Annotated in this window: 26 protein-coding genes; 23 read left to right on the top strand and 3 right to left on the bottom strand. The window is 68.7% G+C overall.

What is annotated here, in order from left to right:
* Positions 1–21 precede the first annotated feature (21 nt).
* The 4 genes from WBK31_RS34100 to ccsB are packed head-to-tail and all read left to right on the top strand — an operon-like array spanning position 22 to position 3,919.
* Complete coding sequence (locus WBK31_RS34100) at positions 22–588, top strand: TlpA disulfide reductase family protein (protein ID WP_364062290.1); 567 nt, start codon at positions 22–24, stop codon at positions 586–588.
* Positions 581–1,303, top strand: coding sequence for a cytochrome c biogenesis protein CcdA (locus WBK31_RS34095; protein WP_364062293.1), 723 nt, complete (start codon positions 581–583; stop codon positions 1,301–1,303). Before WBK31_RS34100 ends, WBK31_RS34095 begins: the two co-directional genes overlap by 8 nt.
* Positions 1,303–2,862, top strand: coding sequence for a cytochrome c biogenesis protein ResB (locus WBK31_RS34090; protein WP_378785970.1), 1,560 nt, complete (start codon positions 1,303–1,305; stop codon positions 2,860–2,862). Before WBK31_RS34095 ends, WBK31_RS34090 begins: the two co-directional genes overlap by 1 nt.
* Positions 2,852–3,919, top strand: a complete 1,068-nt coding sequence (gene ccsB / locus WBK31_RS34085) for a c-type cytochrome biogenesis protein CcsB (protein ID WP_364062299.1) — start codon at positions 2,852–2,854, stop codon at positions 3,917–3,919. The genes WBK31_RS34090 and ccsB overlap by 11 nt, the downstream gene beginning before the upstream one ends.
* Before the next feature lie 30 nt (positions 3,920–3,949).
* Here the strand turns inward: ccsB and WBK31_RS34080 are convergent, their stop codons facing one another.
* Positions 3,950–4,243, bottom strand: coding sequence for a PLD nuclease N-terminal domain-containing protein (locus tag WBK31_RS34080; RefSeq protein WP_364062302.1), 294 nt, complete (start codon positions 4,241–4,243; stop codon positions 3,950–3,952).
* Between the two features lie 220 nt (positions 4,244–4,463).
* On the opposite strand from WBK31_RS34080, the gene WBK31_RS34075 reads away from it, so the two are divergent.
* Positions 4,464–5,417, top strand: coding sequence for a hypothetical protein (locus tag WBK31_RS34075; RefSeq protein ID WP_364062305.1), 954 nt, complete (start codon positions 4,464–4,466; stop codon positions 5,415–5,417).
* Between the two features lie 10 nt (positions 5,418–5,427).
* A complete protein-coding gene (locus WBK31_RS34070) occupies positions 5,428–5,670 on the top strand; it encodes a hypothetical protein (RefSeq protein ID WP_364062308.1) in 243 nt (80 codons plus the stop codon).
* Positions 5,671–5,882: 212 nt separating this feature from the next.
* Here WBK31_RS34070 and WBK31_RS34065 read toward each other — a convergent pair whose 3' ends face one another.
* Entirely contained in the window at positions 5,883–6,104 is a 222-nt protein-coding gene (locus WBK31_RS34065) for a BldC family transcriptional regulator (RefSeq protein ID WP_026214226.1), read from the bottom strand.
* Positions 6,105–6,361: 257 nt separating this feature from the next.
* On the opposite strand from WBK31_RS34065, the gene WBK31_RS34060 reads away from it, so the two are divergent.
* Positions 6,362–6,580: a DUF4229 domain-containing protein gene (locus tag WBK31_RS34060; RefSeq protein ID WP_364062311.1), complete on the top strand. Its 219-nt coding sequence runs from the start codon at positions 6,362–6,364 to the stop codon at positions 6,578–6,580.
* Here WBK31_RS34060 and WBK31_RS34055 read toward each other — a convergent pair.
* Positions 6,577–7,815, bottom strand: coding sequence for a hypothetical protein (locus WBK31_RS34055; RefSeq protein ID WP_364062314.1), 1,239 nt, complete (start codon positions 7,813–7,815; stop codon positions 6,577–6,579). The genes WBK31_RS34060 and WBK31_RS34055 overlap by 4 nt on opposite strands.
* Positions 7,816–7,892: 77 nt before the next feature.
* Between WBK31_RS34055 and WBK31_RS34050 the strand changes: the two genes are divergently transcribed.
* The 16 genes from WBK31_RS34050 to nuoN all read left to right on the top strand — a co-directional run bounded on the left by WBK31_RS34050 (position 7,893) and on the right by nuoN (position 25,762).
* A complete protein-coding gene (locus tag WBK31_RS34050) occupies positions 7,893–8,609 on the top strand; it encodes a demethylmenaquinone methyltransferase (RefSeq protein WP_364062317.1) in 717 nt (238 codons plus the stop codon).
* Between the two features lie 605 nt (positions 8,610–9,214).
* Positions 9,215–10,447: a geranylgeranyl reductase family protein gene (locus WBK31_RS34045; protein WP_378785971.1), complete on the top strand. Its 1,233-nt coding sequence runs from the start codon at positions 9,215–9,217 to the stop codon at positions 10,445–10,447.
* A gap of 64 nt (positions 10,448–10,511) precedes the next feature.
* Complete coding sequence (locus WBK31_RS34040) at positions 10,512–10,907, top strand: NADH-quinone oxidoreductase subunit A (RefSeq protein WP_364062323.1); 396 nt, start codon at positions 10,512–10,514, stop codon at positions 10,905–10,907.
* A 2-nt stretch (positions 10,908–10,909) separates the two neighbouring features.
* Entirely contained in the window at positions 10,910–11,461 is a 552-nt protein-coding gene (locus tag WBK31_RS34035; RefSeq protein ID WP_364062326.1) for an NADH-quinone oxidoreductase subunit B family protein, read from the top strand.
* Positions 11,458–12,153: an NADH-quinone oxidoreductase subunit C gene (locus tag WBK31_RS34030; RefSeq protein ID WP_378785972.1), complete on the top strand. Its 696-nt coding sequence runs from the start codon at positions 11,458–11,460 to the stop codon at positions 12,151–12,153. Before WBK31_RS34035 ends, WBK31_RS34030 begins: the two co-directional genes overlap by 4 nt.
* Positions 12,150–13,475: an NADH-quinone oxidoreductase subunit D gene (locus WBK31_RS34025; protein WP_364062329.1), complete on the top strand. Its 1,326-nt coding sequence runs from the start codon at positions 12,150–12,152 to the stop codon at positions 13,473–13,475. Before WBK31_RS34030 ends, WBK31_RS34025 begins: the two co-directional genes overlap by 4 nt.
* Positions 13,472–14,128 carry an NADH-quinone oxidoreductase subunit NuoE gene (gene nuoE / locus WBK31_RS34020; RefSeq protein WP_364062332.1) on the top strand — a complete coding sequence of 219 codons (657 nt, stop codon included), beginning with the start codon at positions 13,472–13,474 and terminating at the stop codon, positions 14,126–14,128. The genes WBK31_RS34025 and nuoE overlap by 4 nt, the downstream gene beginning before the upstream one ends.
* Positions 14,125–15,414 carry an NADH-quinone oxidoreductase subunit NuoF gene (nuoF, locus tag WBK31_RS34015; RefSeq protein ID WP_364062335.1) on the top strand — a complete coding sequence of 430 codons (1,290 nt, stop codon included), beginning with the start codon at positions 14,125–14,127 and terminating at the stop codon, positions 15,412–15,414. Before nuoE ends, nuoF begins: the two co-directional genes overlap by 4 nt.
* On the top strand, positions 15,411–17,798 hold the full coding sequence (locus WBK31_RS34010; protein ID WP_364062338.1) for an NADH-quinone oxidoreductase subunit G: 2,388 nt from the start codon (positions 15,411–15,413) through the stop codon (positions 17,796–17,798). The genes nuoF and WBK31_RS34010 overlap by 4 nt, the downstream gene beginning before the upstream one ends.
* Positions 17,795–19,099 carry an NADH-quinone oxidoreductase subunit NuoH gene (gene nuoH, locus WBK31_RS34005; RefSeq protein WP_406673752.1) on the top strand — a complete coding sequence of 435 codons (1,305 nt, stop codon included), beginning with the start codon at positions 17,795–17,797 and terminating at the stop codon, positions 19,097–19,099. Before WBK31_RS34010 ends, nuoH begins: the two co-directional genes overlap by 4 nt.
* Positions 19,086–19,601 carry an NADH-quinone oxidoreductase subunit NuoI gene (nuoI, locus tag WBK31_RS34000; protein WP_080043639.1) on the top strand — a complete coding sequence of 172 codons (516 nt, stop codon included), beginning with the start codon at positions 19,086–19,088 and terminating at the stop codon, positions 19,599–19,601. Before nuoH ends, nuoI begins: the two co-directional genes overlap by 14 nt.
* Positions 19,594–20,397, top strand: a complete 804-nt coding sequence (locus WBK31_RS33995) for an NADH-quinone oxidoreductase subunit J (RefSeq protein WP_364062344.1) — start codon at positions 19,594–19,596, stop codon at positions 20,395–20,397. The genes nuoI and WBK31_RS33995 overlap by 8 nt, the downstream gene beginning before the upstream one ends.
* The gene (gene nuoK, locus WBK31_RS33990; RefSeq protein WP_364062347.1) at positions 20,394–20,690 is read left to right on the top strand and encodes an NADH-quinone oxidoreductase subunit NuoK; all 297 of its coding nucleotides are present in this window, start codon (positions 20,394–20,396) and stop codon (positions 20,688–20,690) included. The genes WBK31_RS33995 and nuoK overlap by 4 nt, the downstream gene beginning before the upstream one ends.
* Positions 20,691–20,763: 73 nt before the next feature.
* On the top strand, positions 20,764–22,614 hold the full coding sequence (gene nuoL, locus WBK31_RS33985) for an NADH-quinone oxidoreductase subunit L (protein WP_364063245.1): 1,851 nt from the start codon (positions 20,764–20,766) through the stop codon (positions 22,612–22,614).
* The gene (locus tag WBK31_RS33980) at positions 22,614–24,173 is read left to right on the top strand and encodes an NADH-quinone oxidoreductase subunit M (RefSeq protein ID WP_364062350.1); all 1,560 of its coding nucleotides are present in this window, start codon (positions 22,614–22,616) and stop codon (positions 24,171–24,173) included. Before nuoL ends, WBK31_RS33980 begins: the two co-directional genes overlap by 1 nt.
* Positions 24,170–25,762: an NADH-quinone oxidoreductase subunit NuoN gene (nuoN, locus tag WBK31_RS33975; RefSeq protein WP_364062353.1), complete on the top strand. Its 1,593-nt coding sequence runs from the start codon at positions 24,170–24,172 to the stop codon at positions 25,760–25,762. The genes WBK31_RS33980 and nuoN overlap by 4 nt, the downstream gene beginning before the upstream one ends.
* Position 25,763: the final 1 nt, after the last annotated feature.

Raw genomic sequence — 25,763 nt, 5'->3', positions numbered from 1 at the left:
AGTACAAGGAGATCTTCCTCCGTGCGCGCCAAGTCCATCTCCCTCTTCATCCTGGCTGCGCTGGTCGCGGGCTGCGCCGGCAACCAGGGCGGCCAGCCGCAGGCCGGCGACACCCGCTTCGTCGCGGGCGACGGGAAGATGCAGGTGTTCGAGGCGAGCGAGCGCAAGCCCGCGCCGGCCATCGAGGGCCCGACGCTCGACGGCGGCGCGGCCTCACTCGCCGCGCACAAGGGCAAGGTCGTCGTGCTCAACTTCTGGGCCTCGTGGTGCGGCCCCTGCCGGGCCGAGGCGCCCGTGCTCAAGGAGGTCTGGTCCAAGACCAAGGACACCGGCGTGCAGTTCCTCGGCGTCGACTTCAAAGACCGCCAGGCCGACGCCAAGGCGTTCGAGCGCACCGAGCAGACCGGCTACCCGCACATCTACGACCAGCCGGGCAAGGTCGCGCTGGCCTTCCAGGGCACCGTCCCGCCCGCCGCGATCCCGTCCACGCTGATCATCGACAAGCAGGGCCGCATCGCCGCCAGGGCGCTCGGCGCGGTCAAGTACACCGACCTGATGAACGCGGTGACCAAGGTGCGCGATGAGTGACGTCGTCGCCTCCGGCTCGCTGCTGCTCGCCGTGCCGATCGCGGTGCTTGCGGGCGTGGTGTCCTTCCTGTCGCCGTGCGTGCTGCCGCTGGTGCCCGGCTACCTGTCCTACGTGACCGGCATGACCGCCGACCCCAAGCGGGGGCGGCTGGTGCTCGGCGCGACGCTGTTCGTGGCCGGGTTCGCCCTGGTGTTCGTGCTCAGCGGCGCGCTGTTCGGCGGCATCGGCTCGGTCGTGCTGGGCCACGCCGAGATCATCACGCGGGTGCTCGGCGTGCTCACCATCGTGCTCGGGCTGGCCTTCCTCGGCGTGCTGCCCGGCCTCATGCGCGACGTGCGCATCCACCGGCTGCCCGCCGCAGGGCTCGCCGGAGCGCCGCTGCTCGGCGTGGTGTTCGGCCTCGGCTGGACACCGTGCATCGGGCCCACGCTCGCCGTCGTGCTGACGCTCGGGCTCAACGAGGGCAGCGCGGGGCGCGGCGCGCTCCTGGCCGTCGCCTACGCCCTGGGCCTCGGCCTGCCCTTCGTCGGCGCGGCGCTGGCCTACAGCCGGGCGCTGCGCACGTTCCGTGCCATCCGCAAGCACTCGCGCCTGATCACCAGGGTCGGCGGCGGCATGATGGTCGCCGTCGGCGTGCTGCTCGTGACCGGCCTCTGGGGAGAGATGATCGCCGCCATGCAGGGACTGATCGGCGCGTTCGAGCCGGTGATCTGATGAGCGTCAAGGAGCTGGAGAAGGAGCAGACGGAGCGGCAGGCGTCGTTCGGTCTGATGGCCTGGCTGCGCTGGGCCTGGCGCACGCTCACCTCGATGCGCACGGCGCTGATCCTGCTGTTCCTGCTCGCGCTCGGCTCGGTGCCCGGCTCGCTGGTGCCGCAGCGCGGCGTCGAGCCCGACAAGGTCGCCAGGCTGTACGAGCAGAGCCCGACGCTCGCCGAGTGGTACGACAGGTTCCAGCTCTTCGAGGTCTTCACCTCCACCTGGTTCGCGGCCATCTACCTGCTGCTGTTCACCTCGCTGATCGGCTGCATCGTCCCGCGCACCGCGGTCTACCTGCGCGAGCTGCGCCGCAAGCCGCCCGCCGCGCCGAAGCACCTCTCGCGCCTGCCGCACCACGCCGCCTTCGACGGCGAGCTGACCGTCGAGCAGGCCGCCGCGCGGCTGCGCAAGAGGCGCTTCCGCGTGGTCACCGGCGACGGCTGGGTGTCGGCGGAGAAGGGCTATCTCCGCGAGACCGGCAACCTGTTCTTCCACATCGCGCTGGTCGGCATCCTGCTCGCCGTCGGCGCGGGCTCGCTCTACGGCTACCGGGGCAACGTGCTGGTCGTCGAGGGCGACGGGTTCGCCAACACCGTGGCCGCCTACGACCGCTTCATCCCGGGCAGCAGGGTCTCCGCCGAGTCCCTTGAGCCGTTCAGCTTCCAGCTCACCGACTTCGAGGTGGCCTACCAGGTCGCCGGTGACAAGCGCGGTCAGGCGCTCGACTACACCGCCCACCTCAAGGTCAACGACACGCCGACGTCCCCGGCCCGCGACTACGACCTCAAGGTCAACGAGCCGCTGGAGATCGACGGCACACAGACGTACCTCATCGGCAACGGCTACGCCCCCGTCTTCCGCGTCACCGACGGCAAGGGACAGGTCGCCTTCGAAGGGCCCGTGCCCTGCCTGATCGAGGACAAGGCCACCATGACCTCCGGCTGCGTGGTCAAGGCGCCCGACGCGCAGCCGTCGCAGCTCGGGTTCCTGCTGCGGTTCCTGCCGACGAGCGTGCCGCTCACCGACGGCACGTACGCCTCGGCGTTCCCCGGCAAGATCAACCCCGAGGTGCAGATACTCGGCGCGTTCTCCGGCGACCTCGGCATGCGCTCGGGCAAGCCGCAGTCGGTCTACGAGCTGGCCGAGCCCGAGGTGATGCGCAAGCTCAAGCCGGTGCTCATGGGCTCCGACGCGCCCAAGCCGCTGGCCGTGGGCCAGTCGGTCGATCTGCCGGGCGGGCTGGGCAAGCTGGAGTTCACCGGCGTCAAGGAGTGGATCACGCTCCAGACGGCGTACGACCCGGGCCGCATGCCCGCGCTGCTGGCCGCCGCCACGGCGGTCGTCGCCATCGCGCTCTCGCTCATGATCCGCCGCCGCCGGGTGTTCGTCCGCGTCGGCCAGGGCCGGGTCGAGGTGGGCGGGCTGACCCGCACCGACAACTCCGCGGCGGGATTCGCCGAGGAGTTCGCCGACATCGTGAAGGTTCTATCAGCAGGAGAGAAGGATGTCCGCTGAACAACTCGCCGAGCTGAGCGACCTTTTCGTCGTCGCAGCCGTCCTGCTCTACGTCGTCGCCATGCTCGGATTCGCCATGGAACTGGCCTTCGGGCGGGCGCGGGCGGGCAGGGCCGCGAGCGAGCGGCGGGTCGAGTCCAGGCAGCCGGTCGCCGTCGGGGCGACGGCCGCGGGCCCCGCCGTGAGCACCGCCGTGAGCACCGCCGAGGTCTCCGCGACGGCCGGCGACGCTCCGGCATCGGCGGGCACCGCTGCTGAGACCGCCGTCTCCGGCGCTGAGGCGCCCGTGGAGACGCTGTCGGAGGGGCCCGAGTCCTCCGCACCGAGCTCGCCGCTCGCGGCCCGCGCGGGCGTCGTGGCGCTCGTGCTCGCCTGGATCGGCTGGGCGGCCAACCTCGCCGCCATCATCACCCGGGGCCTGGCCGTCGACCGGTGGCCGTGGGGCAACATGTACGAGTTCGTGGTCGCCATCTGCTTCGCCGCCGTGACCGCGTTCCTCGTCACCCAGATCCGCGTCAACGTGCGCTTCCTCGGCGCGTTCGTCATGGTGACCGCGGCGCTCGGCCTGGGCCTTGCGGTCAAGGTGTTCTACACCGCGGCGGGGCCGGTCGTGCCGGCGCTCAACTCGTACTGGATCGCGATCCACGTGACCGCCGCGATCATCGCGAGCGGGCTGTTCACCCTGGCCGGTGTCGCGGGCGTGCTCTATCTGGTGCGCGGCGACGGCCTGTCGCGGCTGCCGTCGCGCGAGGTGCTGGACAAGGCGGTCCACCGGGCGGTCATCTTCGCCTTCCCGCTGTGGACGTTCGCCGTCATCGCCGGTGCCCTGTGGGCCGACCGGGCGTGGGGCCGCTATTGGGGATGGGACCCGAAGGAGGTCTGGTCCTTCATCACGTGGGTGGCCTACGCCGCCTATCTGCACGCCAAGGCGACGGCCGGGTGGAGGGGCAGGGCTGCGGTGATCGTGCAGCTCGTGGCGTTCGGCTGCCTGCTGTTCAACCTGATCGGCGTCAACATCTTCATCGACGGCCTGCACAGTTACGCGGACGTCGACTAGACGCTGAAGGCCCGGATCCGGGCCCGCCGATCAGGAGACGTCGTCGCCGCGCATCCGCCGCTCGAGCTCGCGCAGGAACTCGGGGTCGTCGTCCGGGCCCTTCGGCGCGCCCGGACCGGGGGTGACGGGCCGCGCGGCGCGGGGCACGCGCGGACGGCCGCGCGCCATCCACACCAGCCCGCCCAGCAGCGGGATGAGCACCACGACGAGGATCCAGAGGGGTTTTGGTACGTTCCTAACCTCGTCTTCCGGTGTCGTGACGACGTCGAAAAGCGAGAAGAGCCAGAAGGCCAGCAGAGCCAGGCCGATAACAACACCTGCCATGACCCGAACTGTAAGCCATGTTGAGACGTGATCGTGCTGCCTGATGTCCCATTTCGGGTGACTAGCGGAAGATCTGCGTCGTACCGTGGAAGCCGATGCGGCGGTGTCCACGGGGCTCCGAGGGGCGTTGATGAGAGGTGCGATGGCGTTTTCTCACGACAAGAGCTCCAATGACCGAGGACGGCATCGGCGCGGGCGATGGTGGCGGCGCGGATCGTATTTGTTCTCCCGGCGTAAGGAGGCGCCGCCCGACGCCGACAGGTCGCTCTGGCGCGACGTCCGCGAGCGGGCCCAGGACCGGCGCGAACGGCGTAAAGAGCTGAAGAAGGCCGAGCGCGGTCATCCGCCCGGTGGCGGCGAGCAGAGGCTGGACCGGCCGTTGTGGCCGGGCGCGGACGATCCGGCGGCGCAGAGCCCGTCAGGGGCCGCCTGGGACGCTTTCGCGGTACGCGAGCGCGCGGAGCGGCTGCCCGCCGCCGTCGTTGTCGAGCGGCCCCGCTACACCTGGGACGACTTCGAACTGCCCGACCGGCCGCTGAGAGCCCGGCCCAACCGCCCCGACCAGCCGTCGCTCGGCGACGGCCTGCGCCACTGCGGGGCCCTTGAGAAGATCCTGCACCGCCAGTGGGACGCCAGGTACGGCCCGCCGCCCGTGGAGGTGGTGCGCGCCGTCGAGAGCCTGGCCAGGCTCCCCGACCGGCTCAAAGAGCTGCTCGCCGACGGCCTTGAGGGCATCTACCTCGGCCCCGGCGGAGTGCCCGACCTCGACGACATGGGCTACTTACGCGGCGCCCCGCTCCCGTCGGGGCGCGCGACCTGGGACATCTGCGCGGGCGCGTACGGCGACAAGAAGATCGTCGTCGGAGACCGCCCCTCGCCCACTCCCGACGTGATGATGCACGAGGTGGGCCACGCGATCGACGACGTGGACTCGCCGCACGGCGAATGGGTGTCGGACTCGCCGGAGTTCATGAGACTGTACGAGGCGGCGCTGCCGCTGCTGACCTCCACTTTCCACCGGCAGGGAGGCGGGCTGGGCCGCAAGGAGTTCTTCGCCGACGCCTTCGCCGCCATCGCCTCCCGTCAGCGTCCGGCCCTCGTGGACATGCTCGGCGGTGACACGCGGATGGCGCTCGACATCATGCTGTTCTTCAACCGGCGCTACGGAATCTAGGTGATCGGCCATGTACGTCATCCGGCTCGCGGACGGGACGTTGCGCGTACCGCAGAGCCTGACCAGCCAGGACGGGCGCTTGATCGGTAACGCGTACGTGGAGGTCCAGCCCGGTGACCCCGAGTACGAGCAGTGGCTGGCCGAGTCGCTGACGGAGGAGGAGGCGGAGCTGCGCCGCCGGCGTTGGGCAGAGGAGAACGACGAGCTCGAGCGGGAGTTCCTCGCCTACAAGGCACGGCAGGAGGACACCTGAGCACCCGTGATCGCGTACTTGGCTTCAGGCGCCCGCGAGGGGTACGGACAGGCGCCAGCCACGGTCGGCGGTTGGCGCCGCCCCAGTGCCTTCCCGCACGAGAAGTGTCGGCGGGAGTGCACGCGAACAGTGGGTTCCGCCAGCGGTGATCCTGGCGGGACGGACCACCTATGTAGCGGTCCATCGTGCAGGATCACCGACTTGACGGAACGTCAGACGCGCGGGGACTCACCTGCTGGCCTGTCGGCCGTAAGAACGTCCTCGCCTCGGAGAAGGGCGTGGACTTCCGACTCGCGGAAGCGCCGGTGCCCTCCGGGGGTGCGGATACTGCTGATGCGGCCTGCCGCTGCCCAGCGTGTAACCGTCTTTGGGTCTACCCGGAAGAGGGCGGCAACCTCTCCTGGGGTCAGCAGACGCTCGCTGCTACTCTCCACCAATCTCTCCCCCTCGCATCCCGCTTCCTGCCAGCGGGCGGACAGGTAACCAGTGTGTCGAGCGAAGCCTGATTTATCCGTGGTTTTCTACAAAGATCACGGGTTGTTATCAGCTGACTGCCCGATTGTTATATGATAGAGCCTCTTTGGGGCTCTCGTGGGTGTTTCTTTACGAAACTCCCTAACTGGGAACAGTAGCAGTGCTCGCGTCCCATGCGAAGAGCGAGCGCTGCACAGGTCCGAGTAACCTCGAACCTGTGCGTCCCGTTCTCGTTTACACCGCGTCGCGGATCGGCCTGTTTCTCGTGACCTTGGGTGTGCTCTTCCTGCTCGGACTGTCAAACCCGCTGGCGCTGATCGTCGCCTCTTTCGTGATCAGCGGCATAGCGAGCTACGTGTTGCTGTCCAAGCAGCGAGACGCCATGAGCGAACGTCTCAGCGCAAGGCTCGAGCGGCCGAAGTCGCAGGACGACTAGGGCAGGGGGAACATGCCAATCCGGGCATGGTACTCCCGTCCGAGTCTGGTTGTGTCGCTACCCACAAGTAGTCCGGTGCTGTGGGCGTAAAACGCCTTCACACCGATCCCGCGCTCGCGCGTCGGATTCCAACTGAGGGCCTTTCCGGTACGCGGATGAATGGCTCCGATGCCGGGCCGCGACACCGCGCCGGGGCCGGCCGAGTCGCGGCCCTGCGGATTGTCCAGCCAGCGCTGGTGCCCGCCCACATAGACGGCCGCGCCGGTCACCGCCACGGAGTACAGAGAATCTCCGCCTGTGCTGTTGACCCAGGTGGGCTTGACGTTCGAGCCCTTGGCATAGGTCTCGAACCGCGCTGCTGTGTCACATATCCCGCCCTTTGGGCCTCCCGTGGTGACGACCACGAAATAGCGCCCGTCGGGGGAGAAGTCGAGACCTCTGACGTAGGAGGGAAACGCGGTGGCGCAGCGGCGCGCGTACGTGGAAGTGCGCCACGCGGCGACCTTCGCCGTCCGCCGGCCGATGTCGATAAGCCCGACCTGGGGCCGCGAATGGCCGTCGAGCGTGGTGAACGTGCCGTCCACCAGCAGCCGGTCCCGGCTGACGGCCAGCGCGTGCACCTTCACCCGCGCCGTCAGCGGGTCGCCCGGCGTGACCGTGAAGCCCGGGTCGGCCGCGCCGGTCGTGGCGTCGAGCCTGGCCAGCGCGGTGCGCGGGCTGACGAAGTCGCCGCCCACGTAGAGCTGGGAGCCGTGCCTGGCGAGCGTGCTCACCATGCCGCCGCCGATGCGCGGCTCGAAGCCGGGCACGAGCGCGCCGTCGGAGAGCCGCAGCCTGGCCAGGCCGCGGGCCCGCTGGTGGTCGATGCCGTGGAACTCGCCGCCGACGTAGACGGTGCCGCCGTCGCCGGCCGCGAGCCCGTACACCGGGCCCGCCACGCTGGGCGCGAAGTCCGGCAGGACGCGCCCGGTGTGCAGGTCGTAGGCGAACAGGTTGGACCGCGGGTACGTCGTACGCCGGCCTGCGTCGCTCACTTCGCTGAACGAGCCGCCGACGACGACGGTGCGGCCCACCACCGTGATCGCGTTGACGATGCCGTCGAGCACGTGAGGTGTGGTGTCGACCGGGTCGGCCGAGACCACGCGCGGGTGCGCGACGGGGGAGGCCGCCGCCGCGCCCGCGTGCGCGACGGCGGACGAGCTGAGGATCGCCGCAAGGGCGACACGGGCAAACATTCGCCAATATTTAGCAGACGCACGGTAATCAAGTAGCTACTTTCCGTCGAATATCCTGATGGCCATAGGGTGTGGGCATGACGCGCGCTCAGTTGGACAAGAGGCCGGACGAGGTCGCCGCGATGTTCGATCGCACCGCCCGGCGCTACGACCTGGTGAATGACGTGATCTCCCTCGGGCAGGTCAGGGCTTGGCGCAAGGCGGTGGCCCGCGCCGTGGACGCCGGCCCCGGTGAGCTGGTGCTCGACCTGGGCGCGGGCACGGGCACGTCGACCGACGCGTTCACCACGCTCGGCGCGCGGGCGATCGCCTCCGACTTCTCGCTCGGCATGCTGCGCACGGGGGTGCGGCGGCACGGCGGCAACGCGCTGTCGGGGCCCGGAGTGCCGTTCATCGCGGGTGACGCGCTGCGCCTGCCGTTCGCCGACAACGTCTTCGACGCGGTGACGATCTCCGTGGCGCTGCGCAACGTGCACGACACCGGGCAGGCGCTGCGCGAGATGCTGCGGGTGGCCAAGCCCGGCGGCCGGCTGGTGATCCTCGAGTTCTCCCACGTCACCGTGCCGGGCTTCGACCTGATCTACCGCGAATACCTGATGCGGCTGCTGCCCAAGGTGGCCAAGGTGTTCGGCTCCAATGACGACTCCTACGAATACCTGGCCGAGTCGATCCGCGACTGGCCCGACCAGCGCACGCTTGCGCGGACGATCCAGGAGGCCGGTTGGGAACGCGTGGCCTGGCGCAACCTCACCATGGGCATCGTCGCCATGCACCGCGGATTCAAGCCCGCCTGAGCATTGGGCCCCGGGGCCGCGGCGGCGCTCATTTTCGTCATCGGCTCGCGTCTGACGAAAACCTCAATTCCGCCCGGCCCGATTTGCCGCTCGGGGGTCGCGCCACGGGATGTTCACCGGGTGCGACCCTCGGTCATTTTCCGGGCCGATTATGGTCATCGTTCACCCCGCGCGTATGGCCGCCGTCGCGGCGGGGCGCGGAATGCGCGCGGCGGGATTTCGGACCCGCGCGAGCGCGCCCAGGAGGCGTATCGCGCGGTCGCGGCGCGCGGAAGTCTCAGGAGCGCATCGCTCACGGGACCGCCCGCGAGCCGTCGTGAGCTTGACTGCTAGCGTGACGATCATGACTGTGCTGCCCCAGGCGACACGCCGTCCCCTTGGATCACGGAACAGTACCCCGACTGCCACTATGTGTACGAAAAGCAGTAGACTGCGGGCCGGTAAGTTTGTGAAGGGGTTCACAAAGGAACGAAGGCGCGCCACCCCATGGCCTTCGAGCGTGTGTAGGGACAGGACAGTCCAGTGACCGTGCCAACAGCCACCCATCGAGCGCAGGAGCTCGTCGCGCGTGCGCACAGCCGACGAGTGGCGAAGCGGGCGCGATCATGAGCGACGCCGACGTCATCGTCGTGGGCGCCGGCCCCGCCGGCTCCGCCACCGCCTTCTATCTCGCGCAGGCCGGCCTCGACGTATTGCTCCTGGAGAAGACCAGGTTCCCCCGCGAGAAGGTCTGCGGCGACGGCCTGACCCCGCGCGCCGTCAAGCAGCTCCAGAACATGGGCATCGACATCGACGCCCCCGGCTGGATCAGGAACAAGGGCCTGCGCGTGGTCGGCGGCGGCCTGCGCTTCGAGCTCGACTGGCCCAAGCTGGAGCGCTTCCCCGACTTCGGCCTCGTGCGCACCCGGCAGGACTTCGACCAGATCGTCGCCGCCAACGCGGTCAAGCACGGCGTACGCCTGATGGAAGGCGTCACCGTCACCGGCCCCGTGCTCGACGACCGCAGCGGCCACATCGTCGGCGTCACCACCAAGGACGGCCGCGAGTTCCGCAGCCCTGTGGTCGTCGCCGCCGACGGCAACAGCACCCGCCTGGCCATCGGCATGGGCCTGCACAAGCGCGAAGACCGCCCCATGGGCGTGGCCGTGCGCACCTACTTCGAAAGCCCCCGCCACGACGACGACTACCTCGAGACCTGGCTCGAGCTCTGGGACGGCGACACGCTGCTGCCCGGCTACGGCTGGGTGTTCGGCGTGGGCGACGGCACCTCCAACGTCGGCCTGGGCCTGCTCAACACCAGCGCCCAGTTCAAGCACATCGACTACCGCGACCTGCTGCGCCGCTGGTGCCGCTCGATGCCCGAGGAATGGGGCTTCACCGAGGAGAACATGACGGGCCCGATCCGCGGCGCCGCGCTCCCGATGGCGTTCAACCGCCAGCCCCACTACACGCGCGGTCTGGTGCTCGTGGGAGACTCGGGCGGGTCGATCAACCCGTTCAACGGCGAGGGCATCGCCTACGCCATGGAGACCGGCGAGATCGCCGCGGAGATCATCGCGAAGGCCCTCAGGGAGGCCACCCCCGCACAGCGGGAGCGGACCCTGCGGACCTATCCTCGGGTGCTGAAGGACGCCTACGGGGGTTACTTCACGCTGGGCAGATGGTTCGTCGAGGCCATCGGCAAGCCCGGCGTGATGAGCTTCGGCACCAGGCACGGGCTGCCTCACCCGAGGCTGATGCGCTTCGCGCTCAAACTCCTTGGTAATCTCACCGACCGGCGAGGCGATGCGTCGGACATGATCATCAACGCACTCTCGAAGGTCGCGCCACCAGCATGAATCTCAGAATCACCAGATCCCGCTGCGCGCCCGCGCGCGCGGCGACTCCAGAGGAGGCGTAGCGATGGACCTTTACGTGCCCATCCTGGTGCTCGCCGTCATCGCGGGGGGCTTCGCGATCTTCTCGGTCGCCATCGCTCCCTTCACCGGTCCCAAGCGCTGGAACCGCGCCAAGCTCGACGCCTACGAATGCGGCATCGAGCCGACGCCCCAGCCGGTCGGCGGTGGGCGGTTCCCGCTCAAGTACATGGTCACGGCGATGCTCTTCATCGTCTTCGACATCGAGATCATCTTCCTTTACCCGTGGGCCGTCTCGTTCGCGCCGCAGACGAACGACATCGGCCGCGTGGCCACCTCGGGACTCGGCCTGTTCGCGCTCGTCGAGATGCTGCTGTTCATCGTCACCGTGCTCGTCGCCTACGCGTACGTGTGGCGCCGCAAGGGTCTGGACTGGGACTGAAAATGGGACTTGAAGAGAAACTCCCCAGCGGGTTCATCCTCAGCACGGTCGAAGCGGCCGCCGGATGGGCGCGTAAGAACTCCGTATGGCCGGCGACCTTCGGCCTCGCGTGTTGCGCCATCGAGCTGATGGCCACCGGTGGCCCCCACTACGACCTGGCGCGCTTCGGTATGGAGCGCGCTTCGGCATCTCCCCGCCAGGCCGACCTGATGATCGTGGCCGGCCGCGTGTCGCAGAAGATGGCGCCCGTGCTGCGCCAGATCTACGACCAGATGGCCGAGCCGAAGTGGGTCATCTCCATGGGCGTGTGCGCCTCCAGCGGCGGCATGTTCAACAACTACGCCATCGTGCAGGGCGTCGACCACATCGTGCCGGTCGACATCTACCTGCCCGGCTGCCCGCCGCGGCCGGAGATGCTCATCGACGCGATCGTCAAGCTGCACGACAAGATCCAGAACATGAAGTTCGGCGCGCACCGCGCCAAGCAGATCGACGAGCTCGAACTGCAGGCGCTGCGCACGCTGCCGCTGATCGACCAGGGAGCCTCGAAGTGACCTCGCCCGACAACCTCCCCGAGGTCCCGGACGCACAGGTCCCCGAGGCGCCGGCGCCCCAGGAGGCGCCGATCGCCCGCCGGGGCATGTTCGGCGCCAAGGACTCGGGTGACACCTCCGGCTACGGCGGCCTCGTCGTACGCCGCCCGCCGCAGATCTCCACGCCCCGCCCGTACGGCGGCTACTTCGACGAGATCGTCGACGCGCTGGCGCTCGACGACGCCATCGAGCGCGTGGTCGTCGACCGCGGCGAGCTGACCCTGCACATCAAGCGGGAGCGGCTGGTCGAGGTCTGCCAGAAGCTGCGCGACGACCCGGCCCTGCGCTTCGAGCTCTCGCTCGGCGTGTCCGGCGTGCACTACCCGCACCTGAAGGGCGAGGAGCTGCACGCGGTCTACCACCTGTGCTCGATCACCCACAACCGGCGTGTGCGCCTCGAGGTGAGCTGCCCGGACGACGACCCGCACATTCCATCGACGGTCAGCGTTTACCCTGGTCACGACTGGCATGAGCGGGAGACGTACGACTTCTTCGGGATCATCTTCGACGGTCACCCCGCGCTCACCCGGATCATGATGCCGGACGACTGGGACGGCCATCCCCAGCGGAAGGACTACCCGCTCGGCGGCATCCCGGTCGAATACCGCGGCGCCACCATCCCGTCGCCCGACCACAGGAGGAGCTACTCATGAGCACCGCTTATGACGAGGCGACCGAGGGCAAGGTCTATTCGGTCAACGGCGCCGACTGGGACCAGGTCGTCTCCGGCGTGCGCGAGTCCGAGGAAGAGCGCCTGGTCGTCAACATGGGCCCGCAGCACCCGTCCACCCACGGCGTGCTCCGGCTGGTGCTGACGCTCGACGGCGAGACGGTGACCGAGGCCCGCAGCGTCATCGGCTACCTGCACACCGGCATCGAGAAGAACATGGAGTTCAGGACGTGGACCCAGGGGACCACGTTCGTCACTCGCATGGACTATCTCTCGCCGATCTTCAACGAGACGGCCTACTGCCTGGGCGTGGAGAAGCTGCTCGGCATCGAGGATCGCATCCCTGAGCGGGCGCAGGCGATCCGCGTGATGATGATGGAGCTCAACCGCATCTCCTCGCACCTGGTCGCGATGGGCACGTTCGGCATGGAGCTGGGCGCGACCACGCCGTTCCTCTTCGGCTACCGCGACCGCGAGATGGTGATGGACCTGTTCGAGTACATCACCGGTCTGCGGATGAACCACGCCTACATCCGGCCGGGCGGCGTCAGCGTCGACCTGCCGGCGGGCGCGGTCGACAAGGTCGGCGAGTTCCTCAAGGAGATGCCCAAGCGGATCAAGGACATCCGCAAGCTCCTCGACGAGAACCCCGTCTACCTGCGCCGCACCCAGGACGTCGCCTACCTCGACCTGACCGGCTGCATGGCGCTCGGCGTCACCGGCCCCATCCTGCGCGCCGCCGGTCTCCCGTGGGACCTGCGCAAGGCGCAGCCCTACTGCGGTTACGAGACCTACGAGTTCGAGGTCGCCACCGAGCGCGGTTGCGACGTCTACTCGCGCTACCTCGTCCGCATGAAGGAGATGGAGGAGTCGCTCAAGATCATTGAGCAGGCTCTCGACCGCATCGCCGGCCCGCTCAAGGGCGACCCGGTGATGATCGAGGACAAGAAGATCGGCTGGCCCGCGCAGCTCGCGCTCGGCCCCGACGGGTTCGGCAACTCGCCCGACCACATCGCCCACATCATGGGCACCTCCATGGAGGCCCTCATCCACCACTTCAAGCTGGTGACCGAGGGCTTCAGGGTGCCGGCCGGGCAGGCGTACGCCAGCATCGAGTCGCCCAAGGGCGAGCTGGGCGCCCACGTGGTCAGCGACGGCGGCACCCGGCCCTACCGCGTGCACTTCCGCGAGCCGTCCTTCTGCAACCTGCAGAGCTTCCCCGCCATGGCGGAGGGCGGCCAGGTCGCGGACGTGATCGCCGCGGTCGCTTCTATCGACCCCGTCATGGGAGGTGTGGACCGGTGACTTATTCACCGGAAGTCCGTGAGCGTCTGGAGCGGGACGCCAAGGAGATCATCGGGCGCTACCCCAAGACCCGCTCCGCCCTGCTGCCGCTGCTCCACCTCGTGCAGTCCGAGGACGGCTACGTCTCCGACGACGGGCAGGAGTTCTGCGCCGAGATGCTCGGCATCAGCAAGGCCGAGGTCACCGGCGTGGCGACCTTCTACACCATGTACAAGCGCAAGCCCGCCGGCGAATACCACGTCGGCGTGTGCATCAACGCGCTGTGCGCGGTCATGGGCGGCGACCAGATCTGGGAGGAGCTGTCGGAGCACGTCGGCGTCGGTCACGACGAGGCGACCCCCGACGGCAAGATCTCGCTGGAGCGCCTTGAGTGCAACGCGGCCTGCGACTTCGCCCCGGTCATGATGGTCAACTGGGAGTTCTTCGACAACCAGACTCCCGAGTCGGCCAAGCAGCTCGTCGACGACCTGCGCGCCGGCAAGGAGGTGCGGCCCACCCGCGGTCCCAAGCGGCTGTGCACCTTCAAGGAGGCCTCGCGCGTGCTCGCCGGGCTGCCCGACGACCAGGCGGGCGAGGGCCCGTCGGCCGGGGAGCCCTCGCTTGAGGGCCTGAAGCTGGCCAAGGCCAAGGGATGGAAGGCCCCCGAAGCATGACGACGACTTTGACACCGGTCCTGACCGCGAACTGGGACCAGCCCAACTCCTTCACCATCGACGTCTACGGCGAGTACAAGGCGGCGAAGAAGGCGCTGGGCATGGACCCCGACGCCGTCATCCAGACCGTCAAGGACTCGGGCCTGCGCGGCCGCGGCGGCGCGGGCTTCCCCACCGGCATGAAGTGGGGCTTCATCCCGCAGGGCGACGGCAAGCCGCACTACCTCGTCGTCAACGCCGACGAGTCGGAGCCGGGCACCTGCAAGGACATCCCGCTGATGATGGCCAACCCGCACGCGCTGGTCGAGGGCATCATCATCACGTCGTACGCCATCCGCGCCAACCACGCCTTCATCTACGTGCGCGGCGAGGTGCTGCACGTCATCCGCCGGCTGCACGCGGCCGTGCGCGAGGCGTACGCCAAGGGCTACCTCGGCAAGGACATCTTCGGCTCCGGCTTCGACCTGGAGCTGGTGGTGCACAGCGGGGCGGGCGCCTACATCTGCGGCGAGGAGACGGCGCTGCTCGACTCGCTCGAGGGCTACAGAGGTCAACCCCGGCTCAAGCCTCCGTTCCCCGCCGTGGCGGGCCTGTACGCCTCGCCTACTGTGGTGAACAACGTCGAGTCGATCGCGAGTGTTCCCTCGATCATCGCGAACGGCGCCGACTGGTTCGCCGGCATGGGCACCGAGAAGTCCAAGGGCTTCGGCATCTTCTCGCTCAGCGGCCACGTCACCCGGCCCGGCCAGTACGAGGCTCCGCTCGGCATCACGCTGCGCGAGCTGCTCGACATGGCGGGCGGCATCCGCAAGGGTCACAAGATCAAGTTCTGGACCCCGGGCGGATCGTCCACGCCGATCTTCACAGAAGAGCACCTCGACGTGCCGCTCGACTTCGAAGGGGTCGGCGCCAAGGGCTCCATGCTCGGCACCCGGGCCCTGCAGATCTTCGACGAGACCACCTGCGTGGTCCGTACGGTGCTGCGCTGGACCGAGTTCTACGCCCACGAGTCCTGCGGCAAGTGCACGCCCTGCCGCGAGGGCACGTACTGGCTCAAGCAGGTGCTTGCGCGCCTGGAGAAGGGCCAGGGCACCGAGGACGACCTGGCCACGATCACCGACATCGCCGACAACATCCTGGGCCGCTCGTTCTGCGCGCTCGGCGATGGCGCGACCAGCCCGATTCACTCCTCGGTGAAGTACTTCCGCGATGAGTACCTCAAGCACTTCGAGATCGGCGGCTGCCCGTTCGACCCGAAGAAGTCCACTCTCTGGGGTGAGCAGTGACAGTCGTAGAGACCGAGACGAACCTGGTGACCCTGACCATCGACGGGTTCCAGGTCAGTGTTCCCAAGGGCACGTTGATCATCAGGGCCGCCGAGCTGCTGGGCATCCAGATCCCGAGGTTCTGTGACCACCCGCTGCTCGACCCGGCCGCCAACTGCCGGCAGTGCCTGGTCGAGATCCCCGACGCGGGCAACGGCCGTGGCTTCCCCAAGCCGCAGCCGTCGTGCGCGATCGAGGTCGCCGAGGGCATGGTGGTGTCGACCCAGCTCACCTCGCCGGTCGCCGAGAAGGCGCAGCGCGCGGCGATGGAGCTGCTGCTGATGAACCACCCGCTCGACTGCCCGGTCTGCGACAAGGGCGGCGAGTGCCCCCTGCAGAACCAGGCCATGTCCAACGGCCAGGGCGAGTCGAGGTTCCAGGAGCAGAAGCGCACCTTCCCCAAGCCGCTGGCGCTGTCCACGCAGGTGCTGCTCGACCGCGAGCGCTGCGTGCAGTGCGCGCGCTGCATCCGCTTCTCCGACCAGATCGCCGGTGACCCGCTCATCGAGTTCTTCGAGCGCGGGGCCAAGGAGCAGGTGCGAGTGGCCGACGGCCAGCCGTTCAACTCCTATTTCTCCGGCAACACCGTGCAGATCTGCCCGGTGGGCGCGCTGACCGGCGCCGCCTACCGGTTCCGCGCCCGCCCGTTCGACCTGGTCTCCACGCCGAGCGCGTGCGAGCACTGCGCCTCCGGGTGCAGCCTGCGCACCGACCACCGGCGCGGCCGGGTGACCCGCCGCCTGGCGGGCAACGACCCGCAGGTGAACGAGGAGTGGAACTGCGACAAGGGCCGCTGGGCGTTCACCTACGCGCAGCAGCCCGACCGCCTCAAGCAGCCGCTGGTCCGCAACGAGGAGGGCGTGCTGGTGCCCACCTCGTGGCCGGAGGCGCTGGAGATCGCCGCTCAGGGCCTGGCCAAGGCCCGCGGCAAGGCCGGTGTGCTGGTCGGCGGCCGTGTCACCGTCGAGGACGCCTACGCGTACGCGAAGTTCGCAAGGATCGCGCTCGGCACCAACGACGTCGACTTCCGCGCCAGGCCGCACTCGGCGGAGGAGGCGCAGTTCCTCGCCCACGCGGTGGCCGGCAAGGGCATCGAGATCAGCTACGCCGACCTGGAGAACGCGCCCCACGTGCTGCTCGTCGGGTTCGAGCCCGAGGAGGAGTCGCCGATCGTCTTCCTGCGCCTGCGCAAGGCGTGGCGGAAGAAGGGCCTGAAGATCTCCTCGATCGCGCCGTTCGCCTCCCCGGGCCTGGTGAAGATGGGCGGCACGCTCATCCGCACCGCTCCCGGCGCCGAGGCCGACGCGATCGGCGACCTGGTCGGCACCCTCGCCGAGGGCACGATCGTGCTGGCCGGCGAGCGCCTTGCCACCGTGCCCGGCGCGCTGTCCGCGCTCGTCCGCCTCGCCGCCGCCTCCGGCGCCAGGATCGCCTGGATCCCGCGCAGGGCCGGTGAGCGCGGCGCGGTCGAGGCCGGCGCGCTGCCCAACCTGCTGCCGATCGGCCGCCCGGTGGACGACGAGACCGCCAGGGCCGAGGTCGCCAGGGCGTGGAACGTCGCCTCGCTGCCCGCCACCCCGGGCCGCGACACCACCGCCATGCTGGCCGCCGCCCGCGACGGCGAGCTGGACGCGCTGGTCGTCGCCGGCGTCGACCCCTACGACCTGCCCGACCCCGCGGCGGCGCTCGACGCTCTCGAGCACACGCCGTTCATCGTCAGCCTGGAGATCCGCGCCAGCGCCGTCACCGACCGCGCGGACGTGGTCCTGCCCGTCGCCTCCGTCCAGGAGAAGGGCGGCACGTTCGTCAACTGGGAGGGCAGGGGCCGCTCGTTCGACGCGCCGCTGAAGGTGCCCGGCCTGCAGTCCGACATGGCCGTCATCGGCAACCTGGCCGACCGGATGGACGTGCACCTGGGCCTGCCCGACGCCAAGGCCGTCCGGCGCGAGCTCGCCGCGCTCGGCTCCTGGCGCGGCAGCCGGGTCAGCCCGCCCAACGCGCTGTCTCGCACGCCGGAGGTGCCGGAGGCGGGCCAGGCCCTGCTGGCCACCTGGCACCTGCTGCTCGACGAGGGCAGGCTGCAGGACGGCGAGCCGTACCTCGCGGGCACCGCCCGCCCCGCCGAAGCACTGATCTCGGGGACCACGGCCGCCGAGCTCGGCGTCGCGGACGGCGACAAGCTCGTCGTCGGCGACCCCGACAGCGGCACCGTGACCCTGCCGGTGCGCATCGCCGACCTGCCCGACCGCGTGGTCTGGGTGCCGGCGAACTCCGGCGGCTGCTCGGTCACGCGTGACCTGCGCGCGGTGGCCGGCGACATCGTCACCATCGGGAGCGCCTCATGACCCACGTTCTCGCGGCCGATCCCACCCTTGCCGACTTCGGCAAGGACCCGCTGTGGATCACGATCATCAAGGCCGTGATGCTGTTCGTCTTCCTGATGCTGAGCATCCTGTTCGGCGTCTGGTTCGAGCGCAAGCTGATCGCGCGGATGCAGCACCGCTACGGCCCCGACCGGGCCGGCAAGTTCGGTCTGCTGCAGTCCGTGGCCGACGGTCTGAAGATGGGCCTGAAGGAGGACATCTTCCCGCGGACCGTGGACAAGGTGCTCTACCTGCTGGCGCCGGTCATCATGGTGGTGCCGGCGTTCCTGGCCTTCTCGATCGTGCCGTTCGGGCCGATGGTCAACCTGTTCGGCGTGCAGACGCCGCTGCAGCTGGTGGACCTGCCGGTTGCGGTGCTGTTCATGCTGGCCATGGGCGCGGTCTCGGTCTACGGCGTGGTGCTGGCCGGGTGGTCGTCGCGCTCGCCGTACGCGCTGCTCGGCGGTCTGCGGTCGGCGGCCCAGGTGGTCTCCTACGAGATCGCGATGGGCCTGTCGTTCGTGGCGATCTTCCTGTTCGCCGGGACGCTGTCCACCTCCGAGATCGTCAGGGCGCAGGAGCAGACCTGGTTCGCGGTGCTGCTGATCCCGTCGTTCCTGGTCTACGTGGTCTGCATGTTCGGCGAGGCCGCGCGTATCCCGTTCGACCTTCCCGAGGGTGAGGGCGAGCTGGTCGGCGGTTTCCAGACCGAGTACTCCTCCTCGCTGAAGTTCGCCCTGATCATGATGGGCGAGTACCTGCACACCTTCACCGCCTCCGGCATCGCCGTGACGCTGTTCCTCGGCGGCTGGCGGGCCCCGGCGCCGATCACCACCTTCTGGGCGGGCGCCAATGAGGGCTGGTGGCCGGTGCTGTGGTTCTTCATCAAGTTCGTGCTGACGTTCTGCTTCATCGTCTGGGTGCGCGCCTCGCTGCCGCGCGTGCGTTACGACCAGCTGATGTCGCTGGGCTGGAAGGTGCTGATCCCGGTCAACCTGGCCTGGATCCTGCTGGTCGCGGCGGTGCGCAACGTCGTCGTCTACGAGGAGAGCCGCACGATCGGCATCGGGCTTGGCGCGGTCATCGTGATCGGCGCGCTGGCCATCTGGATGCGTTTCGACACCGTCAACCAGCGGCGCAAGGAGGAGAAGAAGGCGGAGGTGGAAGCCGAGTTCCAGCAACTGTCCGAGGAACCGGCGGCCGGTGGCTTCCCGGTGCCGCCGCTCGACCTGCCGCACTACCACGGGGTGCAGCACAAGGAGATTCCCAGTGGGACTAACTGACTGGCTGAACCCCGTCAAAGGCTTCGGGGTCACCTTCCACACGATGTTCAAGAAGCCCGTCACGACGAACTACCCGGAGGAGAAGAAGCCGACGGCTCCTCGCTTCCACGGGCGTCACCAGCTCAACCGCTGGCCTGACGGGCTGGAGAAATGCGTCGGGTGCGAGCTGTGCGCCTGGGCGTGTCCCGCCGACGCCATCTACGTCGAAGGCGCGGACAACACCGAGGAAGAGCGCTACTCGCCGGGCGAGCGCTACGGACGCACGTACCAGATCAACTATCTGCGGTGCATCCTGTGCGGCCTGTGCATCGAGGCCTGCCCGACCCGCGCGCTCACCATGACCAACGAGTACGAGCTCGCCGACACCAACCGCGAGAGCCTCATCTACACCAAGGAGATGCTGCTCGCGCCCCTCACGCAGGGCATGGAACAGCCGCCGCACCCCATGCGGCTCGGTGAGACCGAAGAGGACTACTACCGGCTGGGGCGGACCAATGGGTGAGACCATCACTTTCTGGGTGCTGGCCGTCGTCTCCGTCGGCGCCGCGCTCGGCATGGTCTTCAACCGCAAGGCCGTGTACTCCGCGCTGATGCTCGGCACCGTCATGCTGTGCCTGGCCGTCCTGTACGCCGTGCAGGACGCGCCGTTCCTGGCCGCGGTGCAGATCATCGTCTACACCGGCGCGATCATGATGCTGTTCCTGTTCGTGCTCATGCTCGTGGGCGTGGACTCGTCCGACTCGCTGGTCGAGACGATCAAGGGACAGCGCTTCTGGGCGATCATCGCCGGTGCGGGCTTCGCGACGCTGATCATCCTGGCCGCGGGCAACGCGATCTTCGCGCCTGAGGCGGGGCTGGCGGCGGCCACCGGTCAGGGCGGCTACATCCGCTCGATCGCGCTGCAGCTCTTCACCAAGTACGTGTTCCCGTTCGAGATCACCTCGGCGCTGCTGATCACGGCGGCGCTGGGCGCGATGGTGCTGGCGCACCGCGAGCGGGTCACGCAGAAGGCGACGCAGAAGGAGCTGTCCCGCGCCCGCTTCCGCGGCGACCACCCGTCGCCGCTGCCCGGCCCCGGCACCTACGCCAGGAGCAACGCCATCGACATGCCGGCGCTGCTGCCCGACGGGTCGGTGGCCGAGGCTTCGGTCAACCGCCACATCGCTCGCTACGACGTGGAGCACGGTCGCCTCCCGGACAACCCGAAGCTGGCTGAGGCGATCAAGCACGCGGCCGAGGAGAGCACGGCGCCGACCGAGGCCGAGCAGGACGCCGAGACCAATGAGGTGACCAAGTGACGACGCACTACCTCGTCCTGTCCGGCCTGCTGTTCGCGATCGGCGCCCTGGGCGTGCTGATCCGGCGTAACGCCATCGTGGTGTTCATGTGCGTCGAGCTCATGCTCAACGCCTGCAACCTCGCGTTCGTGACGTTCGCCCGGCAGGTGGGCAACCTTGAAGGCCAGATCATCGCGTTCTTCGTGATGGTGGTGGCCGCGGCCGAGGTCGTGGTCGGCCTGGCCATCATCGTGACGATCTTCCGAACCCGCAGGTCCGCGTCCGTCGACGACGCCAACCTGCTGAAGTACTAAGAGGTGACTGGTGGAATCTCAAATCGCTGAGATCGCCCAGCACACCGGTGGAGTGATCGGCAACGCCTGGCTGATGATCGCGTTTCCGCTCGTGGGCGCGTTCATCCTGCTGGTGTTCAACCGGTTCACCAACCGCTGGGGCCATCTGCTGGGCGTGGCCATGTCCCTCGCCTCGTTCGTCGTGGCGGTGCTGGCGTTCTTCGAGCTGATCGGGTTCGGGGAGGAGGAGCGCCGCCGGGCCGTGCACCTGTACGAGTTCATCCCCGGCATGGTCGACATGGGGCTCCTCATCGACCCCCTGTCCATCAGCTTCGCGCTGCTGATCACCGGTGTGGGCTCGCTGATCCACATCTACTCGATCGGCTACATGGCGCACGACGAGCACCGGCGCAGGTTCTTCTCCTACCTAAACCTGTTCGTCGCCGCGATGCTCCTGCTGGTGCTGGCCGACAACTACGTGGGACTGTTCATCGGCTGGGAGGGCGTCGGTCTGGCGTCGTACCTGCTGATCGGCTTCTGGCAGTTCAAGCCGTCCGCGGCGACCGCGGCGAAGAAGGCGTTCGTCGTCAACCGCGTCGGTGACTTCGGCCTGCTGGTCGGCATGTTCATCATCTGGACGACGTTCGGCACCCTGACCTTCAAGGGCCTGGGCGAGCAGATCCAGCCCGGCCAGAGCGACGGCACGATGCTCGCCATCGGCCTGCTGCTGCTCCTCGGTGCCTGCGGTAAGTCGGCGCAGCTTCCGCTGCAGTCCTGGCTCCTCGACGCCATGGAGGGCCCGACCCCGGTCTCGGCCCTCATCCACGCCGCGACCATGGTCACCGCCGGTGTCTACCTGGTCGTTCGCTCGGGCGCGTTCTTCTTCCCCGAGGGCTCCGGCGCGGCGCTCGCCGTCGCCATCGTCGGCGCGGTCACGCTGCTCGCCGGTGCGATCATCGGTTGCGCGAAGGACGACATCAAGAAGGGCCTGGCCGGTTCGACGATGTCGCAGATCGGCTACATGATGCTCGGCGCGGGCCTCGGCCCGGCGGGCTACGCCTTCGCGATCGGCCACCTGATCACGCACGGCTTCTTCAAGGCCGACATGTTCCTCGGCGCCGGCTCGGTCATGCACGGCATGAACGACGAGGTGGACATGAGGAAGTTCGGCGGCCTGCGCAAGGTCATGCCGATCACCTTCGTGACGTTCTTCATCGGCTATCTGGCGATCATCGGCTTCCCGCTGCTGTCCGGTTACTTCACCAAGGACGGCATCATCGAGGCCGCGGTGCACCACGAGCCGATCCTCGGCTGGCTGGCCGTGCTCGGCGCGGGCGTCACCGGCTTCTACATGTCGCGGATGGTCTTCATGACCTTCTTCGGCGAGAAGCGCTGGGACAAGGAGGCGCACCCGCACGAGTCGCCGCTCGTGATGACGGTGCCGCTGATGATCCTGTCGCTCGGCTCCCTGGGCCTCGGTGCCTACCTGGTGCTCGGCGGCACGCTCTACAAGTTCCTCATCCCGGCGGTCGGCGGCAGCGTCGACGCGGTGCCGCACTTCGACCCGTTCAGCACGCCTGGCCTCGCCACGCTGGCGCTGGTCGCGGTCGGCGTCGTGTTCGCCTGGATGCGGTACGGCCGGGTCGAGGTGCCGTCGGTGCAGCCGCGCGGCAACTTCCTCACCACGTTCGCCCGGCGCGACCTGTACGGTGACGCGCTCAACGAGTCGCTCTTCATGCGTCCCGGCCAGTGGCTGACCCGCGTCGCGGTGTTCTTCGACAACCGCGGCATCGACGGGATCGTCAACGGCCTGGCGGCGGGCATCGGCGGCAGCTCCGGGCGCCTTCGGCGGATCCAGACCGGTTTCGCCAGAACGTACGCGCTGTCCATCCTGATCGGTGCCGCCCTGCTGACCGGCGCCCTGCTCCTCGTTGGGAACATCTGATGTCACCCTGGCTTCCGATACTCATGGCGGTGCCCGTGGTGGGCGCCATCGTGGTGGCCCTGCTTCCCAAGGGCAGTGACAAGCTGGCCAAGCAGGTCACCCTGCTGTTCTCGCTGGTGACGCTGGTCCTGACCGGCGTCATGGCCGCCGGGTTCGACCCCGACGGCGACCGCTTCCAGTTCACCGCCGCCTACAACTGGATCCCGAGCTTCGGCGTGAAGTTCGGGGTCGGCGTGGACGGCGTCGCGCTCGTGCTCATCGCGCTGTCGGTGGTGCTGGTGCCCATCGTGGTGCTGGCCTCCTGGCACGACGCCGACGGCGTCAAGACCGCCGACGGCACGGTGATCGCGCCCAAGCGCTCGGTGAAGACGTACTTCTCCCTGCTGCTGGTGCTGGAGACGATGATGATCGGCGTCTTCGCGGCGACCGACATCTTCCTCTTCTACGTCTTCTTCGAGGCGATGCTGATCCCGATGTACTTCATGATCGGGTCGTACGGCGGCGCCCAGCGGTCCTACGCGGCCGTCAAGTTCCTGCTGTACTCGCTCTTCGGCGGCCTGCTCATGCTGGTCGCGGTGATCGGCCTGTACGTCGTGGGCGGCAAGCAGTCCTTCATGTTCCCCGAGCTGATCGGGGCCATCCAGGACCCGGCCATGCAGAAGTGGCTGTTCGGCGGCTTCTTCATCGCGTTCGCCATCAAGGCGCCGCTGTGGCCGGTGCACACCTGGCTGCCCGACGCGGCCGCGCAGGCTCCGGCCGGCGCCGCGGTGCTGCTCGTGGGCGTGCTGGACAAGGTCGGCACGTTCGGCATGCTCCGCTTCTGCCTGGAGCTGTTCCCCGACGCGGCCAAGGCGTTCACGATGCCGATCGTCGTGCTGGCGGTCATCAGCATCATCTACGGCGCGATCGTCGCCATCGGCCAGACCGACATGAAGCGGCTCATCGCGTACACGTCGATCTCGCACTTCGGGTTCATCGTGCTCGGGGTGTTCGCCATGTCGGACGTCGCCCAGTCCGGCGCGGCGCTCTACATGGTCAACCACGGCTTCGCCACCGGCGCGCTGTTCCTGGCCGCAGGGTTCCTGATCGCACGGCGCGGCTCGCCGTTCATCGGGGACTACGGAGGCGTGCAGAAGGTCGCCCCGCTGCTCGCGGGCTTCTTCCTCATCGCCGGTCTCGCCGGTCTCTCGCTGCCGGGCCTGTCGTCCTTCGTCAGCGAGTTCATGGTCATGATCGGCACGTACTCCAGCCAGGCTCACGGGTCCGGCGCGCTGACCGCGGCCGCGATCATCTCCGCTGTGGCGGTGATCCTGGCGGCCGTCTATATCCTGTGGATGGTCCAGCGGGCTCTGAACGGGCCCACGGCCGAGCCGGTCAAGGCGTTCAAGGACCTGAACGCCCGCGAGGTCTGGGTGCTGGCTCCGCTGGTCGCCCTGATCATCGGGTTCGGCTTCTTCCCCAAGCCGCTGCTTGACGTGATCAACCCGTCAGTGCAACACACGCTGACCAACGTGAAGGTACCCACCTCCACCGTCGCTGAGAAGGGGACAGGCCAGTGAACCCCGCCATCGAAGCGCCGACGATCGAGTACGGCCTGCTGGCGCCGTTGCTGGTCGTCTTCGGCGCGGCCTGCATCGGCGTGCTCGTCGAGGCGTTCGCGCCGCGCTACCTGCGCAAGCCCATCCACGTGCCGCTCACCCTGCTGAGCATCGCCGGCGCGTTCGCGCTGGTGCTCGTGCAGGCGCTGCGCGGCGGAGTGCCCACCACGGCCGCCGCCATGGGCGCGCTGGCCGTGGACGGCCCGTCGCTGTTCATCTGGGGCGTCATCCTCGTCCTGTCGTTCGTCTGCGTGCTGCTCATCAACGACGAGGGCCACTTCGTGGCCTCCGCCGCGTCCGTGCCGGGCAGCCCGGAGGAGGAGCAGGCCGAGTCCCACGACAGCGGCACCGGCCACACCGAGGTCTACCCGCTGGTCCTGTTCGCGGTGGGCGGCATGCTGCTGTTCCCCGCCGCGCACGACCTGCTGATGATGTTCGTGGCCCTCGAGGTCATGTCGCTGCCGCTCTACCTGCTGTGCGGCCTGGCCCGCAGGCGGCGTCTCCTGTCCCAGGAGGCGTCCATGAAGTACTTCCTGCTGGGCGCGTTCTCCTCGGCGTTCTTCCTGTACGGCACCGCGATGATCTACGGCTTCGCGGGCACCGTCTCGCTGCCGGGCATCAACCAGGCCATGGCGGAGGGCAACGCGCTCGACCCGCTGCTGCTCATCGGGTTCGCGCTGCTCGGCGTGGGCCTGCTGTTCAAGATCGGTGCGGCGCCGTTCCAGGCGTGGAAGCCGGACGTCTACCAGGGCGCCCCGACGCCCGTCACCGCGCTCATGGCCTCCGGCACGCTGGTCGCCGCCGTCGGCGCCGTGCTGCGGGTCTTCTGGGTCGGCCTGGGCAACCTCGACTGGGAGTGGCGGCCGGTCATCTGGGCCGTCGCGGCGCTGACGATGATCGTCGGCTCGATCCTGGCGATCACCCAGACCGAGCTCAAGCGCATGCTGGCGTACTCGTCCATCGCGCACGCGGGCTTCCTGCTGGTCGGCGTGATGGCGACGTTCAGCGACGCGCAGCAGAACGCCGGCTCGCTCAAGGCGATCCTGTTCTACCTCGCGGTCTACGGCATCACCACGGTCGGCGCGTTCGCCATCCTGACCCTCGTCCGCGACCCGGGCGGCGAGGCGGGGCACCTGTCCCGCTGGGCCGGTCTCGGCAAGCGGTCGCCGATCCTGGCCGGCGTGTTCGCCTTCTTCCTGCTGGCCTTCGCCGGCATCCCGCTGACGAGCGGCTTCATGGGCAAGTACGCCGTGTTCGCCGCCGCGCTGAACAGCGGCACGAGCCCCGGCGACTCCATGGGCGGCTGGATGGCCGGTCTGGTCGTCGTTGGTGTGGTCGCCTCCGCGATCGCCGCGTTCTTCTACGTTCGCGTGATCGTGCTGATGTTCTTCAGCGAGCCGGCCGCCGACGGCCCGGCGATCGCGGTGCCGAGTATGGGGACCGTGGCCGTCATCGCCGTTTCGCTGCTGGTTACGGTAGGAGTGGGGCTCTACCCGGAGTCCATCCTCGGTGTTGCCAACGACGCTGCTAGCAGCCTGTTCATCAGATAAG

It is taken from the genome of Nonomuraea sp. N2-4H (genome assembly GCF_045291505.1).
Lineage (GTDB): Bacteria > Actinomycetota > Actinomycetes > Streptosporangiales > Streptosporangiaceae > Nonomuraea > Nonomuraea fastidiosa.
Note: the sequence above shows the minus strand (reverse complement) of the source record. Positions and strands in the feature narration are given on the sequence as shown.